This is a genomic window from Ktedonobacter sp. SOSP1-85 (assembly GCF_016587415.1).
Classification (GTDB): domain Bacteria; phylum Chloroflexota; class Ktedonobacteria; order Ktedonobacterales; family Ktedonobacteraceae; genus Ktedonobacter.
In genome coordinates this window covers 6,202,941-6,222,744 of record NZ_BNJI01000001.1, presented here as the reverse complement: position 1 = coordinate 6,222,744, position 19,804 = coordinate 6,202,941, and the positions used below count along the sequence as shown (strand labels likewise).

The 19,804-nt window shown below is 54.4% G+C and carries 15 protein-coding genes and 1 pseudogene; 9 read left to right on the top strand and 7 right to left on the bottom strand.

Translation table 11 applies throughout. The features are described 5' to 3' along the window. Positions 1-23 precede the first annotated feature (23 nt). Together KTE_RS26015 and KTE_RS26010 are read right to left on the bottom strand one after the other, a co-directional pair. Complete coding sequence (locus KTE_RS26015; protein ID WP_201386124.1) at positions 24-2,993, bottom strand: alpha-mannosidase; 2,970 nt, start codon at positions 2,991-2,993, stop codon at positions 24-26. A gap of 11 nt (positions 2,994-3,004) precedes the next feature. After that, positions 3,005-3,160, bottom strand: a complete 156-nt coding sequence (locus KTE_RS26010) for a hypothetical protein (protein ID WP_201386123.1) — start codon at positions 3,158-3,160, stop codon at positions 3,005-3,007. A 309-nt stretch (positions 3,161-3,469) separates the two neighbouring features. Between KTE_RS26010 and KTE_RS26005 the strand changes: the two genes are divergently transcribed. Beyond that, the gene (locus KTE_RS26005) at positions 3,470-3,940 is read left to right on the top strand and encodes a Mov34/MPN/PAD-1 family protein (protein WP_201386122.1); all 471 of its coding nucleotides are present in this window, start codon (positions 3,470-3,472) and stop codon (positions 3,938-3,940) included. Positions 3,941-3,950: 10 nt separating this feature from the next. Here KTE_RS26005 and KTE_RS26000 read toward each other — a convergent pair. Next, positions 3,951-4,912 (bottom strand): annotated as a pseudogene (locus KTE_RS26000) (acetylxylan esterase). 347 nt (positions 4,913-5,259) lie between these two features. Here KTE_RS26000 and KTE_RS25995 point away from each other — a divergent pair. Continuing rightward, positions 5,260-6,579 carry an RNA-guided endonuclease TnpB family protein gene (locus KTE_RS25995; protein WP_201386119.1) on the top strand — a complete coding sequence of 440 codons (1,320 nt, stop codon included), beginning with the start codon at positions 5,260-5,262 and terminating at the stop codon, positions 6,577-6,579. A 257-nt stretch (positions 6,580-6,836) separates the two neighbouring features. Further along, positions 6,837-8,102, top strand: coding sequence for a hypothetical protein (locus KTE_RS25990; RefSeq protein WP_201386118.1), 1,266 nt, complete (start codon positions 6,837-6,839; stop codon positions 8,100-8,102). On the opposite strand, the gene KTE_RS25985 is transcribed toward KTE_RS25990, so the two are convergent. Beyond that, a complete protein-coding gene (locus tag KTE_RS25985) occupies positions 8,075-8,422 on the bottom strand; it encodes a hypothetical protein (protein WP_201386116.1) in 348 nt (115 codons plus the stop codon). The genes KTE_RS25990 and KTE_RS25985 overlap by 28 nt on opposite strands. A 275-nt stretch (positions 8,423-8,697) precedes the next feature. Here KTE_RS25985 and KTE_RS25980 point away from each other — a divergent pair, with 275 nt between their 5' ends. The 4 genes from KTE_RS25980 to KTE_RS25965 all read left to right on the top strand — a co-directional run bounded on the left by KTE_RS25980 (position 8,698) and on the right by KTE_RS25965 (position 14,614). After that, positions 8,698-9,987, top strand: coding sequence for a zinc ribbon domain-containing protein (locus KTE_RS25980; protein ID WP_201386115.1), 1,290 nt, complete (start codon positions 8,698-8,700; stop codon positions 9,985-9,987). 32 nt (positions 9,988-10,019) lie between these two features. After that, complete coding sequence (locus KTE_RS25975; RefSeq protein ID WP_236600575.1) at positions 10,020-11,558, top strand: spermidine synthase; 1,539 nt, start codon at positions 10,020-10,022, stop codon at positions 11,556-11,558. Between the two features lie 109 nt (positions 11,559-11,667). Continuing rightward, positions 11,668-12,966, top strand: a complete 1,299-nt coding sequence (locus KTE_RS25970) for an adenylosuccinate synthase (protein ID WP_201386114.1) — start codon at positions 11,668-11,670, stop codon at positions 12,964-12,966. A 277-nt stretch (positions 12,967-13,243) separates the two neighbouring features. Further along, the gene (locus KTE_RS25965) at positions 13,244-14,614 is read left to right on the top strand and encodes an MFS transporter (RefSeq protein WP_201386113.1); all 1,371 of its coding nucleotides are present in this window, start codon (positions 13,244-13,246) and stop codon (positions 14,612-14,614) included. A 47-nt stretch (positions 14,615-14,661) separates the two neighbouring features. On the opposite strand, the gene iscB is transcribed toward KTE_RS25965, so the two are convergent. From iscB to KTE_RS25950, 3 genes are all read right to left on the bottom strand, one after another. Then, complete coding sequence (gene iscB / locus KTE_RS25960; protein ID WP_201386112.1) at positions 14,662-15,981, bottom strand: RNA-guided endonuclease IscB; 1,320 nt, start codon at positions 15,979-15,981, stop codon at positions 14,662-14,664. 343 nt (positions 15,982-16,324) lie between these two features. Continuing rightward, positions 16,325-17,029, bottom strand: coding sequence for a 16S rRNA (guanine(527)-N(7))-methyltransferase RsmG (gene rsmG, locus KTE_RS25955; protein WP_201386111.1), 705 nt, complete (start codon positions 17,027-17,029; stop codon positions 16,325-16,327). Positions 17,030-17,054: 25 nt separating this feature from the next. Further along, a complete protein-coding gene (locus KTE_RS25950; RefSeq protein ID WP_201386110.1) occupies positions 17,055-17,792 on the bottom strand; it encodes a TetR/AcrR family transcriptional regulator in 738 nt (245 codons plus the stop codon). 184 nt (positions 17,793-17,976) lie between these two features. Between KTE_RS25950 and KTE_RS25945 the strand changes: the two genes are divergently transcribed. Further along, entirely contained in the window at positions 17,977-18,978 is a 1,002-nt protein-coding gene (locus KTE_RS25945; RefSeq protein ID WP_201386109.1) for a YndJ family transporter, read from the top strand. After that, positions 18,969-19,769, top strand: a complete 801-nt coding sequence (locus tag KTE_RS25940; protein WP_201386107.1) for a TIGR01777 family oxidoreductase — start codon at positions 18,969-18,971, stop codon at positions 19,767-19,769. The genes KTE_RS25945 and KTE_RS25940 overlap by 10 nt, the downstream gene beginning before the upstream one ends. Positions 19,770-19,804: the final 35 nt, after the last annotated feature.

Below are 19,804 nucleotides of genomic sequence, written 5' to 3'. Positions count from 1 at the left end.
AGCGTGGACCCGACAAGAAGGCTTTATGCCTCGGGGGAGGTCAGATGGACGCGGAAGGTTTTAATCTCGAAGGGGCGCACGGCGAAGGACAGAGTCTTGCCTTCATACTGTGCCTCTCCCTGTGGCTTCTCCAGCAGGTTACACTCCTGCGCGGAAACGATGGAGGAGGCAAAGCGCAAAGTGGCCTTTCCACGCCGATTGTGTGCTTCATAAAGACGCACGATGAGACCATCGCCATCCTCTGCAGGCTTGACCGTCTCCACAATAATATGTGGGCAGTCGGTCTGCAAGAATGAAGCCGACGACGTTGCTCTGGCAGCAGTGGGCTGGGTCGTCCCCTGCGCCAGCAGCACCGGAACATTTAGCTCATACGCACGGCGCTCCACACCCGCTTCGCGCCAATCTCCCTGGTGTGGCAAGAGGCTATAGGTGAAGCGATGCAACCCCTGGTCAGCCTCTGGATCTGGACTGATGCCAGATTTCAAGAGCGTCAGGCGCATGACATTATCATGCACATCATGGCCATACTTGCTATCGTTCAGCAGGCTCACGCCATAGCCGCTCTCGCTGAGATCAATCCAGCGATGGGCGCAGACCTCGAAGCGCGCCATATCCCACGAAGTATTGCGATGCGTCGGTCGCTGAATATGCCCAAACTGGATCTCATACGTCGCCTGGGCACTGTTAATCGCTACGGGGAAGGCGGCTTTCAGGACGGTCTGGTGTTCATGCCAATCAATCTCTGTCACGAAATCGATACGCGCCGAGTGGCGCCAGAGAGAGATGCGCTGGGTGACACGTGAGGCCATGAAGGGGCGCACCACCTCAACCGTCGCCCGGATGGGACCCTCCTCGATCACGCGCACGCTCGCCGCCTCCAACAAGGGATAAGGCTTCTCTTCATAGAAGAGATCGATATCCCAGGCATCAAAGTTCAAGGGACGATCCTCAAACGCAATCAACTGATTGCCCGTTTGCCCCTGCGCCAGCACATCGCGCTCAGCCAGTTTATCATAGAGGCGCTCAATCTCGCCGTTTGCCGTCAAGTTCAGCTCATAGTAGGCGTTCTGGAGGGTAATCTGTCCATTGGCATCCACAGAAGCCCGGCAGGCGCTCTCCGATACCCCAGTTTCAGCGGCCTCAAGCGTGGCAAAGCCCATTGAAGGGACCTTAACCGTATCAAGTAAGAGATACTTCTGGCCGTCCCAGTCTTCCACCTGCTGTCCCTCTGGCAGCGTCTCCGCGTCGACAGCAGTCAGCACGATCTGGACGGGATCGGTGCGCTCCCAGGGAAGCGTATTCAGTAAGCCTGGTTGTGCCGCCCTCCAGCCCAGGGAACTGGCCAGGCATGTGATAGCCTCGTCGCGTACCTCGGAGGCAATCGCATGCGCCTCCTGATAGAGGCGCAAGGCGTCCTCATAGACCTCGGCAATCGACGAGCCGGGCAGGACATCATGGAACTGATTCAGTAGCACCAGTTTCCAGGCCTCATTCACGCGCTCCTGGCGCGTTTGCATGCCATAGAGGCTTCCCCAGGCATTGAGCAGTTCAACCTCGCGCAGATAGAGTTCGGCCCGGCGATTGCCCTGCTTGGTGCGTGCCTGCGAGGTATAGGTTCCCCGGTGATACTCAAGGTAGAGCTCGCCCACCCAGTTTGGCAATTCGGGATGCTCCCAGACGCGCTCATAGAGATCATCGAAGTAGCGATCCACGCGTCCCATCTCCACCGTGGGGAAGCCTGGCAAGTCACGAAGTACAAGCGAGCGCTCAAGCTGATGCTCTTCGGGACCACCACCACCATCACCCCAACCACAGAGGTAGAGTAATTCGTCATTGATCTGCTGCTGGCGATAATTCTTCCAGGTCCCCCAGATATCCGAGGCGCGGAAGGGACCATTATAGGTATAGTAGGTGCTGACCGTTGAGACGTCGGGCGCGGTCACAAAGTGCGTCAGCACCTCTGTCCCATCGATACCACGCCAGCGGAAGGTATCGCATGGCATACGGTTAAATTGGTTCCAGCTGATCTTCGTGGTCATAAAGACCGGGATATCACAGCCGCGCATGATCTGAGGCATTGCCGCGCTATAGCCAAAGACATCCGGCAGCCAGATATAGCGTGGCGCATAACCAAATTCCTCTTCCATAAAGCGCGTGCCGTGCAGCACCTGGCGTACCAGCGATTCGCCCGAAGTCAGGTTACAATCGGCCTCAACCCACATGGCGCCCACCAGCTCGATCCGCCCCTCCGCAATACGCTGCTTCACCCGCTCGTAGAGCTCAGGCAGATCTTCTTTGACCCATTGCAGCGCCTGGGGCTGGCTATGGGCATAATAGTAATCGGGATAGCGCTCCATCAAGCTCAGCACATTGGCGAGCGTATGGGAGATCTTCTGGTGCGAGCGCCAGTACGGCCATTGCCAGGCCAGGTCCAGGTGCGCGTGTCCTGTAACGATCATATGGGGGCGCGTCCCCGCGTTCAAGCCGTCCGCGAGCTGCTCCTGGAGAAGCTTCAAGGCCTCTTGAGCCGATTGAATGAAGCGCGCACTCGCATACCCTTCGCGGAGATCAAGCAGCGTATGCGCCTGATTTAAGCGTTCAGTGAAGGTGTGGCGCACAAGGTCATTTTCGTCAAGCGACAGCGCCGCTTCAAAGACTGTGTGCAGCGTATGGTAGAGTTGCCATACTGTTTCGTTGCGCGCATGCAACGTCAAGCCCTCAAAAAGCAGCGGGATATAGGTATAGACCTGGATCATGAGCTGGTGCGCTTGCCCATCACCCACCTGCTCAGGCAGCAGCAACTGCCGGTGGCGCCAGTCAAAGGCGCCGATGGCCTGCCCATCCAGAAAGACTGTCGCTTCCAGGCGCAGTAACAGAGCATCATCCTCCGACTGCGGCCAATGCAACTGTAGCACGAGGGCCTGGCCTTGCCACGAGTCAGGAGCCTGCACGGAGGTCTGTAGCCAGGTTGTCGCGTGTTTACGTCCCCACACCTGGCCGAGTTCTAAAGGTTGCCACGCCGCATCATCTGGAGGGGGGGTGGCGTCATTGGGCCAGTAGCCGGGGCATGCAGAATGGGTTGGAGTTGACGGCGCGGTCCCTCCATCGCTTGAGCCATACGCTTAATCGCAGCCCTTAGCTTTTTCTCGGTAAGCGGCATAAATATTTTCTATCCTCTCTTTCCCATTGCTTCCTTTCGAAAACCTGAGCGCGCTTGTCCCCGAATGGGGGGAGCGCTAGCCACGACAGTGGCGCTGTGCCCCGAATGGGGGTTGGCTTTCGCATAAGAAGGATTTGGGGTTCCTGTGCGAACATTGTAGCATCGAGTCCCGCAAGGCAACAATTAACGCTTGGTCGATATGCTATAGTATCTGTGCTATTGCCTTTAAAAGGACAAAGCTTTCATCAAACGGATATGCGCTCGCTATGTGGCATTTGCTATTAGAAAAGTAGTAGAATCAACACCATCATGAAAAAGCAGCAACGTTCTTCCCATACCCATATCATCCTCAGCCAGGAGGCTCGGGAGGAGATATATCAAGATGTGCATCAGCGCGCACATATTGAAGCCTGTGGTGCCCTCCTGGGGATCATGGATGAGGAGGGCAACTGGTGTATAGAACACGCGCATCCACTGGCCAATACCGCAAACTCGCCTGTCTACTTCGAGTTTGATCCTCAGGAACTCTTAACAGTAGAGATGAGCTATCCGGGACGACTCATTGGGGTCTACCACAGTCACCCAACAGGCTATGCTCAGGCCAGCAGTACGGATAGCGACAACATGCGCCGCGTCAACGCTGAACAGGGCATTCCCTGGGCCTGGCTGATTGTCTGCGGACCCTTCAACCAGGCCCAGGAGTTGGCAAACGAGAAGCTGCTAGGCTATTTTCACTATGAACGCGAGGGCCTGCAACGCCTGGAGATCATTTTCCAATAACAAAGCATGCTTATGCGAGCTGGAACATCTTGCGCGCAAAGCGATATTTCTCTTCATCGTGAATGACGCTCCCACCCTCATGGCCATTAAACGGGTAGACTTTGAGCTCTTTCTCACCACCAAGATGGTTATAGACGGCGAACCCGCTTGAGGGGGGCAGATCGTATCCAGCAGGGCAATGGAGAGTAAGACCGGGCAGGTGATGCGCGGCGCAAAGTTCATCCCATCGAAATAGCTCAATGTTTGATAACTCGCTTCGACCGTGTGGGGGCGCCGCTTCCAGAGGTCCACAAGTTCGTGATAGGGACCCGCGCCGAATACCTCGATAGAGCGCTGGAAGTGGCAGAGGAAAGGCACATCTGGCATAGCCGCGACAATCCCTTTGTTCTGAGCCAGTGCCGCCACCGCCAGGGTCAGGCCGCCCCCCTGACTTCCACCCGTGATGATAATGTCGCCAGTCTCGGGCAGCGAACGCACAACATCAATAGCACGCACACAATCGATATATGCATGCCGGTAGTAATACTCACGCGGATCGCTGAGACCCTTGGTCATAAAACCAACGAAGCCACCACCAGAATAGGGGTAGTTATCGGGCGTCTGGCCGTCCTGGCCACGCGTATCGACCGTCAATACCGCGTAGCCCTGTAAGGCCCAGTGCAGATATGATGCGATATGTCCCCGACCGCCAGAATACCCATGATACTGCACAATCGTCGGGATTTTGCCATCTTTCTCCAGGCGATAGCCTTCGTTCGGCACAATGTACCATCCTGCGACACGCGTCCGCTCATCATACGCGTTGTAACGCACATCATAGGCCGTTACCCGGTCGACGACATAGGGCTGGACTTCAAACTGGGCGTCCAGGGGCCGGGCATCGCTTTCGGCCAGCGTCGCCTGCCAGAAGGCGTCAAAATCGACTGAGGCGGTGAGCGCGGGACGGTACTGCTCAAGTTCCGCGAGAGGCATATCAACGATCATGTAAAGATCTCCCTCTAACAAATACTATGTGGGCATGACATAGATGCCTGCATCGATGACAGGCAAACATTTTTCCAGTATACAATACGTGGGAGGCTTTATGGAGTGCGGCGTTGCCTTTGGCGTATTCATTCTTAGGCATGGGGTTAAGAGGGCTCAAAATAAATATAAATTATTCTTCACCGAAACCGCCGCAGGATGCCCCTGCCCTTTCAGGCATGGGGAGGAATGCGGCGTTCCTTTGTCGGTGGCTTGGGTGAGAGACACCGTAGACATTCTTTCATCTGCTCCTTTTCTATTGACAGGTAGATGAAAACTATGATATGCTCTAAAGCATGAAAACGGTGTTAACAGCGAAACTCAAATTGAATACAACACCCGAGCAATTCAAGGCATTACGTGAGACACAACTGGCATATCGTGATGCTCTCAATTATGTCAGTACATATGCCTTTGAGAATGGCAAGATGAGTAATGCTGTTCGTCTGCAAGATGGCACGTATGATGAGATTCGCCTCCGTTTTCACCTTCCCTCACAAATGGCCTGTTCTGTTCCTCGCCAAGTCGGAGCCACTTATAAAGCTCTCTGGACAAAGGTGAAGAACAATGCTGCCCATCGTAAGGCAAAGACGACCAAAAAGCGGTACAAAGGGCTTGATAAGGCTCCTACGTTTCTCTCCCCCACGTTGACCTACCAGTATAAGAAGGACTACACGTTCAAGAAAGAGCAGCAGGTGAGTCTCCTCACTCTTGAGGGACGGGTCAAGGTTCCCTATACTGGCTATGACAAGCACGTGGCATTGATCCAGCGTGGTACGGAGATAGGTGCATCGAAACTTTGGTATGACAAGCCCAAGAAGCAGTTTTACTTGCTCGTCACCCTGGAAGTGGAGACGGCTGATCCTACCCCAGAAACGCACAAGCAAGTCGTTGGCGTGGATGTGGGGATGCGATACCTTGCCGTCACGGCGACGATGCAAGGCGATTGCACCTTCCATGCTGACATCTCTCCTATTACCAGGTCTCACCACTACGCACGACTGAGAAAGCGTCTGCAAAAGAAAGGCACTCGTTCCGCGACGAGAAGGCTCGTCGCCATCAGTGGACGAGAGAGACGGTTGAAAGCCAACGCCAATCATGTAGTGAGTAAACGGATTGTTACCCACTATTCTCAAAGCTTGATTGGACTGGAGCATCTGACAGACATTCGAGAGCGGACCACACGACGGAAAGGCAAACAAGCCAGTGCCAAACAGCGAAAAGCCAATCGTACCTTCTCCAAATGGGCTTTTGGTGAGTTGCACGCGATGATCGCCTATAAAGCGCTCTTGCATCAAAGTATGGCAATCAAGGTGGATGCCAACTATACCTCGCAGTCTTGCCCCAAATGTGGGCACACCTGCAAAGAGAATCGCCCTCACAAGGGCTTGCTCTTTCTCTGTCAGAATTGTCAGTACACGCTCCATGCCGATCTGGTTGGTGCAAGAAACATTGCGATGCGAACGCTTCTTATCCGGCAAGACTGGATAGGAACGGGCCTCTTGTCAGTACGCCCTGATGTGTCGGACGATGAAGCCAAAGCAGCACGCCTGAAAAGGTATGCTGAGTTGCGGTGGAGTTCAGACACAACTCCAAGCCCTCGGCTTTCGCCGTAGGGTACTGACTGCAAATCAAACACAAAGAACACAAAGAAACACCTGGTTACTGCAACAAAAACAGAGCGTGCGCCGAAAAGCCTTTACAGCACAATTTCTCTAGAATTTCGCGATTTCATGTATTAGAATCTCATATTTTTCTTGCACTATCTATTTGAGATGGTTGACAAACTGAATAAATAAATGTATACAATATATATGAGAAATATATTGTAGTGTATCCTGGTATCGTCCCTCTAGATTCTACTGGGCGAGGCATGAAGCACACTACCAATACACTAAGCATTCTCACGGCTTCTCAGGCTGCAACGCAGCCTATCCCACAATATGTAAGTCTCAATTATGCGGATTTGTTTAAGATCCAACATATCCGCAATCCCTTCGTTCTCAATCCCGTCAGCTACTCAACCCTGGCCTCTTACCTGGAGTGTCCTTGCTGCTCCCTCGAACAACGTCGTAAACGGCGACCTAAAGAGCCTAGGCAGTTTACCATGGTCCGCCAGCAAGGCCTTTTTTCAGGTGGCGAACCTGATCCCCGCCTGGTTGGTACCCTTCTCCATACACTCATCAACCTGCTCCATGAACCCAAAGGCACACTCTCCGAAGAGCAACAGGCCTCCCTCCTCACCCACCCCTCCGAACTCGTTGATTTTCTCCATACCGAGGCGCTCGGCGCGCTACAGGCAGCGGGCAAGCTCCGCCTGGCCATGTTTTATGCAGAGCTTTGCGCGCATGAAGGGCGCTTCTATACACTTATCATCCATCCCCTTTTACTCTATCAACGCGAACTCGCGATCACTGGCGCCACCGTTCTGGCAACATCGGAACGCTTCCAGCTAAAACTGCTCTCAACCAGGCATACCTTCGAGGGCCATACAGATTGGGGAGGCCATGTAGGGTTGGTCGGCGAGTTCGACCAGGTACGCATGCAACGCCTGGAACAGGGCGGATCTGTAAGCCAGAGGCCCGCCATCATTGAGTTTAAGAAGGGACTGGGGGTGCGTAAGCGAAAAGACGAGCCGCTACCAGGCCTCTTTGCGGGTCTGGCTGAGAAGCAGGAGCGAGACGAGAAATACGCCGCGAACGCGCAGCCAAACGAGTTTCATGCCATGCAATTGATGGTCTACTGGCTCGCATTCCAGACCCGCTGGAATGTGCTTGACTATATCAAAACCGAGAAAGGCATGCTTGAGGACATACGAATGTCCTTGTATCAGGAACTAGATCTCATCATTTACAACCTCAATGATAGTTGCCAGTACCGTCTCTGTCCAACAAACTTTCAAAGCGCGTTGCAAGCCATGACCAATTGCATTTTCTATCTCGACTGGGCACTTAAAAGCGGCTATGCTGTGCAAGCGCCAGATCATGACTGCGCCAAAACAAGCCCGTTGGCGGTCCCCAACCCTCGCATACAGGTTGGGAACGCCATGCTCACCTCGGAAGAATGCTACACGCATGCCCAGGCCTCGTTCGCCGCCTTCAAAAATACCATTCAGTGGGAGGCGTTTTCATTCAGGTAACGCTTTTCTACCGTCTTCTCGCTAAAAAAATAGTCGGGATAGCGCAGGCGTAAGACATCTTCAGCCAGCTTTGCACTGAGCTCCTCTTCGACCCAGGGATAGAGCTGAGGCTGCTCATAAAACACCACCATCATGGCATGCTCTTGCTCGAAAGCGAGAAAGTCATTCCAGGGCATCCCAATACGACATGCCCTGGTACTGAGCAACGCTTGCGCACGCTCCTTCTCTATCAGGAGACCACCATGTATCGCCGTTGTAACCCAGTATACGCCCTCATCAAGCTGCTGTTTTGTCTGGGCTTTTCCCCATGGGGTGTGCATTGCATCTTTCCCTCATCAACAAATAAATAACATCACAGTCTTCGCGCCCTTCATCATAAACCTTGCAAGTAAGCTGTATTTAGATAGCAAACAGAAATAAGGCCATAAAAAGCGTCTTACACAAAGAACGGGGGAACTGCTCTATAGTCTAGCATATCCAGCACAGTTTTGTTGCTAGCAGCAATGCCATTGTACAGATGAAAGCAAATACGCTATAATGAGCGCCAAGAATACCCGGTCCAAATTCAGAGAATTCCAGGAGCGAGGATATCACCATGAGATGTTCCAGGTGTGGCAATGAGGTAAGCCAGGAGGAGGTCTATTGTGGACAGTGCGGGGCAGCAGTGAGGTCCAGTGCGACAAGATTGACAAATTCCAATCCCTCAAATGCAAACCACGATACATACCACACACAACTGCCATTTGAATCAAACCCCTCCCAACCATTGCGTTCGGGATTACTCTCGCAGTCCGGTCTACGGCCCACACCACTACCATCAACACCGAATTCAGCCTCTGGATCCGGAATTCCATATCCCCCTGGAACTGGGGCGCTACCATCGCCAGGACAACAGCAGCAGCAGACGGGCTTCTATCGCGATGCCACGGAGGCCATGTCAGCGCTTCCGGGGCAGGAGTACCAACAGCCCGTTCCCCACACACCAATGTTCTTAAGTGGGCAATCAGCAGCCCCAAACCCTACTCAGCCCTATCCTGGCTCTCACCCATCTCAGTTTCGCCAGCAAAACTCTACCCATTTAGGGGGGGCGAGCAATCCCGGAAACTATCCAGAGCAGCGTAGTGGCGGTTACTATGCAAATCAGACGCAGTTCAATCCAACGCCAGCACTGCCCCCACGCACGGGTAACAGCAATACACCACTGTTTATCGCCCTGGCCTGCGCGGGACTGGTACTTGTCTGTATTGTTGGGCTTATAGCCGTTTTTGCCAACCAGGGGGCGCATCCAGGTCCAAGCGCACAAGTAACAGCGACGGCGACAAAGGCACCCACCCCGACACCCAAACCGTCCCCTACACCCAGCCCAATGCCCAGTCCCACACCTGCGGTAACGGTCACACCGCCGCCCAACCCGGGCTTTGCCTGGTGCGACGCGCAGTGTAAAGCCTTTAGCTTCGCGACCCAGTACCCCGCGGGCTGGACTGTCACTCCCGCCGCCAATGCAGCGGGCATACAGTTCACCAATCCAGGGGCGCCAGATCAGTTCACGTCTTATAAGTCGGCTCTGGCTACAACGTCTTCGGCCAGTGACATGGCTGGCGCCGATCTCCAGACCAATTTTGGCGCCAAGGCGGGGTATACGCCACCGCCGAGCATTAGCGCGACCACCATTGGCGGAGAGACCTGGGTCCAGGCAATAGCCTATTATCAATCAGATCAGAATCCAGCCGCGCGCGAACGCGTGGTTGTCTACTCTACCAATCACAATGGCAAAAATTATATTATTGAACAGCAAGCACAGGACGACCTGTTTGATGCCCTTAATGGCCAGGCCTTCGCTCCTATGCTCAGTACATTTCAGTTCGCCAATCCACCTGCGGCATAGCAAGCAGCATAGAAGGAAAAGGTAGCAGCAGTTTGAAAAGGTCCTTTTTTATCATCCTGGTCTTTATCAGCGGCATGACCAGCCTGGGGCTGGAGATGTGCGCATCGCGTCTCCTGGGAGCGTATTTTGGCAGTTCGCTCTATATCTGGGCGGTCCTGATCGGGCTGATCTTGATCTATCTCACCACGGGGTATTTCCTGGGTGGGCGCGTGGCTGACCGCTATCCCTCTGAGCGCGTACTCTGCCTGATTACCGGCAGCGCCGCGGTCGCCACGGCATTGATTCCCTTTATCAGCCAGAGTGTGCTCTCATGGTCGGTTGACGCCATTGAGCATATCTCCGTCAGCGCCTTCCTCGGCTCGCTCCTGGGAACCGTCTTGCTCTTTGCCATTCCTGTGACCCTGCTGGGCCTCGTCTCACCGCTTGCTATCCGCCTGGTCACCAGTGACGTCAAACGTAGCGGGCGCATCAGTGGCTCGCTGTATGCCATCTCGACCTGCGGCAGCATCCTGGGTTCCTTCTTGCCTGTGCTCTGGCTTATTCCTACCTTTGGTGTGCGCCGCACCTTCCTGATCTTTGCCGCGCTGCTTTTTGCCGCCTCGCTCTGGGGACTCTGGCAGATGCAGCCCCGTCCCATCTGGCGCCCCCTGGCGATAATCATACAGGCCACCCTGATCGGGACGCTGCTGATGCAGTTGGGACCCTTGAAGCAAATTCCTAACCTGATCTACCACCAGGAGTCACTGTACAACTATATCCAGGTTGTTCAGCAGCCAGATGGCACACGCCAGCTCATTCTCAACGAGGGACAGGCCATTCACTCGGTCTATTATCCCGATAAGACGCATGTTCTGACCGGCTGGTACTGGGATTACTTTCTCGCTGCCCCCTACTTCAATAAGGGTTTTACGCCTGATAAATTGCATCGCGTGGGCATTGTTGGCCTGGCTGGCGGGACCATCGCGCACCAGTTTACCCAGGTGTATGGCCCGGTCCCCATTGATGGCGTTGAGATTGATCCCGCGATCGTAGACGTGGGGCGTAAATATTTCGACATGAATGAGTCCAATCTGCATGTGCATGTACAGGATGGGCGGCCCTATATCGCTACCACGCACGAGACCTATGATGAAGTCGTCATCGACGCCTTCCAGCAGCCCTATATTCCCTTTCAGCTTACCACCAAAGAGTTCTTCAGCCAGGTACGCAGCCATCTCTCTCCCCAGGGAGTCGTCACATTAAATACAGGGCATACACAGACCGACTATCGTCTGGTACAATCTATTGTAGCTACTATGAGCACGGTATACCCAAGCGTGTATGTGTTCAATGTACCAAATACATTCAACACGGTCGTCATGGCAACGATGCAACCCACCTCAATGGAGACGTTTCGAGCACAGCTCTCTCAAGTCGATCCATCTACCACGCTAGGACAGGTCGCCAATGAAGTCCTGCCCGTCGTCCAAAAAGGGCAGCCAGGCAATGGAGTCGTCTTCACCGACGACCGCGCACCGATTGAGGAGCTTACTGACCAACTCTTGCTCAGCTATATTCAGGGACAACCCTGATGGCTATTGACAGTCACTGGAGGCGTAATGTAAGGTAACACGGGCAAGCGTTGCGCATACCAGTTTTTGTTTGCGAGAGACTCAAAGAAAGCAAAGAGGAAACATCACTATGGTGGCAGTTGCAATTATTGGAGCACAATGGGGAGACGAAGGCAAAGGCAAGATCATTGATGAACTTTCGATGAAGGCCGATTTTGTCGTGCGTTACCAGGGAGGAACCAATGCAGGTCACCGCGTGGTTCATGAGAAAGGCGAGTTTTCCTTCCAGATTGTGCCTTCCGGCATTCTCTACCCCAACGCGACCTGTATCATTGGCAATGGCGTGGTCGTCGATCCCAAGGCCTTAATCCAGGAAATGGAGACCCTACAAAGCCAGGGCATAGATATTTCTCGCCTCTACATTAGCGAGCGCGCCCACCTGGTTATGCCCTATCATTTTGTGCTTGATCGCCTGGAGGAAGAGGCTCGCGGCAGCGAGGTCGTGGACAATACCTATCGTGGCATGGGACCCGCCTACGTCGACAAACATGCTCGCAATGGTATCCGCATGGCCGATCTGCTGGATGTCGACGCCTTCCGCGCCAAGCTTGCGACTATTCTCCAGCAGAAGAACCGCATGATCACTCAGATCTACGGTCAGCCTCCCCTCTCACTGGAAGAGATTCATGGAGAATATTTTGCCTATGGCCAGCGCCTCTATCCCCACATAGCCGACACGCAACAGATGCTCCAGGAAGCGCTGGAAGCGCAGAAGATCATTCTACTGGAGGGCGCGCAGGGCGCGCTCCTTGATGTCGACTTTGGCACCTACCCCTTCGTCTCCTTCTCCTCCACCATGGCGGCAAACGCCACCGTTGGCGCCGGGCTACCACCTCGCTCTATTGATCGCATCGTCGGGATCTACAAAGCCTATACCACGCGTATTGGCAGCGGGCCGCTCCCAACCGGTCTTTTTGACGATATCGGCCAGATTCTGCGCGAACGCGGCCATGAGTATGGTACACGCTCAGGGCGCGCCCGACGCTGTGGCTGGTTTGACGCCGTTGCCGGGCGCTACGTTGCGCAACTCAACAGCCTGGACTCAGCCATTATTACCAAACTCGATGTCCTGGATACGTTCCCCATCATCAAAATCTGCACCGCCTATAACTTACGCGGGCAAATTATCCATACCCCTCCTGCGACACTCAACGACCTGGCCGCCTGCGAACCCATCTACGAAGAGATCCCTGGCTGGCAGACCAGCACCACCAATATCAATACCTATGAAGAGCTGCCCGCCGAAGCCAAAGCCTATCTCAAGCGCCTGGAAGAACTCCTGGAGACACCGGTCAGTATGGTCTCGGTTAGCCCACAGCGCGGGCGAACCATTCAGCTACAAGATGTGCTTGAATCCACGTCCCACTAACAATCTGGCCCTGCTCCCTCTCACAGCTTCTGGCGCATAGGGAGCAAGGCCCAACCCCCAACCACTTGACAAAATAATGGCTCCCCACCCGACAATAGGGCGCACTATACTTTATATGAGCTGGCTTGTCACGTACACGAATTTAAGTGCAAACGAAAAAGGGGAGCAACTCTATTTTGCACACGATTTGGTCTATATCCGCAAAAAATCAATGATAGAAATATCATACTTCTTGACCCAATTAAAATGCATATAAGACCACAAGAAGGTATTTTATATGCAAAAAATGAGAAATCGCCTATTCCTCCTGTTACCCATTACGGATACGCGCCTGGTCATCTGGGCACGCGCATTGCGCACCTTTGGCTACGGCTTTACCAGTGTCCTGTTGGGTGTGTCCCTGACGGATGCTGGTCTTTCACCGCTGAATGTTGGCATCTTGCTCACTGTCGCGGCCCTTGGCTCAATCACCTTTAGTTGCGTGATGGGGTTCTATGCCGATCGTCTTGGTCGCAAGCGGCTGCTCATTCTCTCAGCCTTGCTGATGATGCTCACCGGTATGGTATTTGCCGCAACCCAGTATTACCCTCTCCTACTGATTGCCGCCTTCTGTGGCACTATCTCGCCTTCAACCAATGATAATACGCCCTTCAGTGGCGTTGAACAAGCAATTCTGGCCCAGTCGGCCTCTACAAAACGCTATACCTCCCTGTATACCTACTATAACCTGACGGCCCAGCTAGCCGGTGCGCTGGGAGGACTGCTTGTGGGTATCAGCAGCGTCCTCTCGCCTCTGGGCATTAGCGAACACATGAGTACACATAGCCTGTTCGCCCTCTATGGGCTGCTGGCTGGCTGTACAGCCCTGCTCTTCCTGCGTCTCTCGCCCAAAGCCGAGCTGACGCTTGAGCAGAAATATACGCAGAAATTGGATAAGCAGGGCGAACATACCCAGCTTCTCTATAAGCCACGTATACGCAAAGTTGTAATCCTGCTCCTGACCCTGTTTGCCTTCGATTCTTTCGCCGGTGGACTTGCAGTGCAGACCATGCTCTCACTGTGGTTTCGCCAGCATTTCGGTGCCTCGCTCGGTTCACTTGGAATGCTCTTCTTTGGCGTCAACATGTTCGCGGCCCTCTCACTTATCTTCGCTCCCTACCTGACGAAACGCCACGGCCTGCTGAAGACCATGCTCGTACCCCATTTCATTTCGAATGTCTTTCTGCTTCTGGTCGCCTGTATGCCAACCTACTTCCTGGCCGCGCTCTGCCTGCTCCTACGCCAGTCGCTCTCAAAAATCGATGTGCCAGCCCGCCAGGCGTTTACCGCCGCCCTGGTAACGCCCGAGGAGCGCACATCCACCGCCAGCTTTGCGACCGTGGCCCGGAGCACAGCCGTGGCGCTCAGTCCCCTCGCCGCGAGCGCGCTCATGATAGGTCCACTCCTCGCACTGGGCCTGCCCATCCTCCTGGCCAGTTGCCTGGAGATTGGCTATGACTTCACAATGTGGCAAACCTTCAAGCGTGTTACTTTACCAAGCGACGCGGTGCTCGCTACCAGCACAATTACTATCCCACCGAGCAAAGTTCCGACCATGAGCGAGATCGAGATTCTACCCAGTGGAGATGCACCCGCCCTCTCAAGGTAATTAAAATGATGCCATCATCACAGAGAGGCGGCAATTCCTCCCCGCCTCTATAGAGGCGGGGAGGAATTGCCGCCTCTCGTGCTGTGGTAACTATATCCATCGTTGCGATGAAGAGGACGACAATAGCGCACAGGGACCCCTTCTATGCGCCCACGTGCGGTTCTCAGATCAAACGATCCCGTTGCTCGTGCTAAGACGCGCCCCACATGTCTCCCCGCTGCCGCAAATCCTTCTGGTACTACCGCTCGCACCAGGTCTCCCGTCTGATACCCATGATGCACCTTTTTGCGTTGTCGATGGCGCTTAGGAAAACCATGCTTATCTACCCCACACAGCTGTCTCTTGCCATAGCCTGTTGCCGTGATCAGCAAGGAAGAGATCCTTGTGATGTTCAGGTGCTCAGGAGTGCTCTGACCGACACACGCCGCGTCTATCCAGTGCGTTTTTGCAAGCTCACGTGTCGTCCTGTTGTACTTCGTTAATCCGCCAGAACCACATTCGATTGGCAGCCCGAAAGCTTGTACCCCTCTGAACAACTCCCACCGTGTGGCATTGACCGCTGCGGCATCGTTGAGCGGGGCTTTTGCCTGAGCAAGAATGTGCTTGAGCACCGCTGGTTTCTTCTTGAGAAAGTCTTTGATGTCCTGCCTTCCCTTGGCCTGGTTACACTTCTCGCAGGCGAGCGTCAAGTTACTGACGCGGTGCGTGCCGTTGTTGGCACGAGGCACGATATGCTCCACTTGCAAAGGAACATTGCCCTTGCCGCAATACGCGCACATTCGGTTCCACTTCTCTAGCAGGTACTCACGCAGTTCATAGCCTGCCAGTGTGCCTTGTTGATACTCCCATCCCTGGATATCGGGGTTCTCCATCGCTTGCATATCAAACTTCACGAGCTCCATGCTGATTGCTGTGATCGGGCAAAGTTTGCGCAGACGCTTCACCCAGGTCAGGACATTGCTGATCCTGCTGGTAAGCGATGGCGGCAACCAGCCCTCGCGTCGTCTCCGATTCTGCCATCTCGCTTTTCTGTAGCGTGTATGGCGTCGGCGTCGTGAACGTCTGACGGCTCTTCGATCATCGAGCGCCTCTTTGATCGTTGCACCGCGATGATGGAGTTCAGCCGCAAAGACGACTTCACCCGACCGGTCGTTGACGAGAGCTATGCCTGTGGTCTTTGAGCCTGGGTCAATCTTGATCCGCAGTTCTTCAACGACGGGAGCGTCTATCGCAACGTTGAGGATGATGGTAAAAGGAAAGCGTTTCAGTACTGCCGCCTTCCCTTGCGAGAGCAATAAGCGGGCCCTTCCAGGATGGACTGGATCGAGCGGTTGCTTGTTGGCATCGACGACAAAAACGTGGCTCATGTGCTTGCTCCTTTCAGAGCCTCCGATTGCTCGGGTAATGGTGGCCTCGATGATGTTATCAGGCGGTACATCCAGCAAGCACTGACTATACCCACGGTCTGTTTAACCTGCTGGTTGTAGAGCGGAAGACTGGCCGCGCATCCTCCGGTACGAACGTTGACACTTCCTGATAACGTAGCCCCATCGCTCCTCCGAAGAAGAGCGGTGGCTGGATCTGGTCATGTTTCAGCTTGCCAACCATTGGGGATTACAAGAAGCGTTCAAACTTCTTGCAAGCCCCGGTTTTCAAACTGGGGTCCATGACACCCTGCAATATTACAACTGAAAAGCACAGTGTCTCGACCTAACCCAGTGGGCGCTTAGCCATGGCGGCACCACTGCGTGGATACTGTTCGGGACAGCGCTTCTGCTGGCGCCAGGTGAGCAAACGACGCCCATCATTGATGCCAGGGAGATCTACCACCGTATCCGCCTCCAGGACAGCTCCTACCTGGGCCGCAGCACGCTTCCCCTGCGCCATCTCATCCTGCAGGTCGCCCTTCTTCGGCAAAATAATGGCTCCCCCCACCCGGCAATAGGGCGCGCAATACTCTAGCAAGGCTGGAAGCGCCGCAACTGCGCGCGCCGTCACCAGGTCGAACGCCGAGCGATAGGCTGGCTTCTGCCCAAGCTCCTCGGCACGCCCATGAATGACCTCGACATGCTCCAGCTCCAACACGTCAACCATATGGCGCAGAAAGGTGACCTTCTTATTGGTGGCCTCGACCAGGGTCACACGCCAGTGTGGACGCGCCATCTTCAGCGGCAAACCGGGAAAGCCCGGTCCCGTGCCAATATCGAGCAGCGTGGCCTCATCCTGAGGGTAGATCGCTAACAGCGAGAGCGAGTCCAGGAAGTGTTTGGTCATTACCTCTTCCGGATCCTTGATGGCAGTGAGGTTAAAGCGTGTATTCCACTCCAGTAACTCCTGGCGGTAGCGCAAAAACGCCGCCTCCAGTTCTCCACTCAACCCCAACCTCTGCAAGCCTTCTTGAAAAACATTTGTCATGATTCAGATTTCTATTCCTGTTTGATTATTCGCCATATTCACCTGGAAAAGTATACTGGTCCCCCTGCGACAATGCAAGATTCTCTTCCCGTCCAAGTAATGGCCCGACAATTTGAACAAACCGGGCAACAAGTTGAGCCGCCCAGGGTAGCCGTAAGAGCGGGCGGAGACGCCCCAGCAACTCATGGACAAACTTCAAGAGCTCTTGTGTTCGCTGGGCCCCCGCGCTCAGATCCTGTAACCAGAACAGTACCAGGGCCAACTGCAACCCGTAGAATAGAGTAGCCAGGTCATCCACCTGTGAAGTGCGCGGGGCATCTCTCGCCTCAGAGACCAGGATGAGATAGCTCGCTCTCGCCCGGCGACGAACCTCCGCCCCCTCTACGCCAAAGACACCTGCGCGTGAGAGCGGATTCAATGCGGCCCCAGATAGCGCCACCAGGGTCAAGCGATGTGGGGCCATCACTACCAGTAACTCGCGCATCAGGTGGCGAAAACGGTCCGCGATAGACGCGGCAGGCAGCAAACGCACCTGTTCTTCCAATTGGGTCGCCAGCCACTGATACAGCTCCAGGACCAGCTCCTCTTTGCTGGCAAAGTACCGGTATGCCAGCCCTAGTGAGCAGTTTGCCGCCGCCGCGATATCTCGCATGGTCGTCTGATCGTAACCTTTGGTAGCAAACAGGTGTAACGCGGCGTCAACAATACGCTGCCGCGTTAAAGCTGCTTTCTGGGTCAACTTACCCACCTCAGAAGATTCCATGATTCCCTCCTGCAAACAAAGGTGCAAGCTAACCGTACACCCCAACACCCTTGACAGTAGCATATCGCATTTGCTACATTTATAACAAATGAACAATGTTCATTTGTAAACTGAGTGCTTTACATAGGAATTTAGCTACCTGAGAGGCATTCTCTTCGAGCATTCCGCATAGAAGGAACCAATTATGTCGCTTAAGACGTTTGATCTGGTCAGGTGGAACATCATCAGTATTGTGCTTGGAGGGAGCATCTGGGTACTGCTCGTGATGGGTGCCTGGTTTCGTTGGATTATCCTCAACGAACTGGAGCTTTTGCTTTTGCTGGCTCTCTTCGTCATTACGCCGTTGATGGTTCCACTCGTGTCGCTCCCTAGACAATCCCGCCAATTTTATCAGCTCTCTTCCCTGATTCTGTTCTTACAGCCCTTTGCCGCACTCATTGGTGGAGTTTCCTTTCTGCTAGCTACCGGTCCACTCGCCGCCGCATTTGCCGCCATATGGCTGCTGTTTACTGGCCTTCTCACGCTGCTGGGTCTGGTCCGGCTTTTCCAGGCAAGAAGAACGCTCCCTGATATCTGCCTGGCAGCGGCACTCCTCTATCTGCCAATTGGCAGCACATGGATGGTGCTGGCACGTTTGGGGCTTCAGCCGCTGGGTTTCGGCGTGCATACCGACTTGCTCACGGCTGTTCACTTTCACTTTATTGCCATGGCGGCTCTGATCATCACGGGCCTTACAGGTCGGGTTATACAAACGACAACATGTACGCTTTCTCGTGCGACCTATCGAGTTGCGGCTCTTGGTGTCCTTATCAATCCAATCCTGGTGGCCGCAGGGCTGACCCTTGCCCAGGTCACCCAACTGCACTTCCTGGATACTGCTCCTGCCGACCTTTTAGCCCTTAGCATGATCCTGATCGCACTGTTGGGTCTGCGTTTCATTGTGCCTACAACCAGTTCCCTTCTCGCGCAAGTACTCCTTCTTTTTTCATATACCGCTGTGTTCTTCACCATGTTGTTTGCCGCCGCCTATGCACTGGGAGTCGCGACCGGAGCCTGGACCATCACCATCTCCCAAATGATTCTGATCCATGGGCTGGAGAACGCCCTGGTCTTTGGCTTCTGTGGTTTGCTCGGCTGGAGACTTAGAGCGAGACAGGGCAGCAAGAGAGGTGAGGAATGCGCGTAATCATTACTGGCGGCAGAGGCCTTATTGGGCGCTCGCTTGTGCAACTCCTGGCCGCCCAGGGATACGATATTATCGTCCTGAGCCGCCGCCCCATACAAACGACTCAGATGTTCTCCCAACTGGGATTAACAAACATCAAAATCATTGGCTGGGATGCGAGATCTGCCCAGGGATGGGGGAATTTGATCACCAGCGAGAGCGCTATCGTCAATCTGGCGGGCGCGACTCCGGCGCATTGGCGCTGGACGCGGTCGTATCGCGCACGTATCCTGGAGAGTCGTTTGCGCGCTGGAGAGGCTATCATACAGGCAATGGAACGCTATGGGCCGCCGAAAGTGCTGGTACAAGCCTCAGCATCAGGATATTACGGGGATCGCGGGCAGGAACTGCTCACAGAAGCCTGCCTTCCTGGTCAAGGTTTCCGAGCGCAGGTCTGCCAGGAGTGGGAAGCCTCCACGGCTCTTGCCCAGACCAGGCGCTGTATTGCGCGCACAGGCCTCGTGCTTGATACACACGTGGGTGCCTTTCCTCCGCTTTTGCACTTTGCGCAACTGCTCGGGAGACGGTTGGGCGATGGAAGGCAATGGATTCCCTGGATTCACAAAGTGGACGTTGCCAGAGCCATCCAGTTCCTCCTTGAACAACAGTCACTCTCTGGCTCCTTCAATCTATGCGCGCCAGAAGCAGTGACAAATCGAGAGTTGCTTCGCGAGGTACAGCATGTTTTGAAGCGACCCTCCGTGCTTCCTCTGCCAGCTTTTGCCCTGCAAATCCTATTATTGACCTCGTGAGAGAGAGCTAAAGTTTGAGCGGATCGAGCCGATTA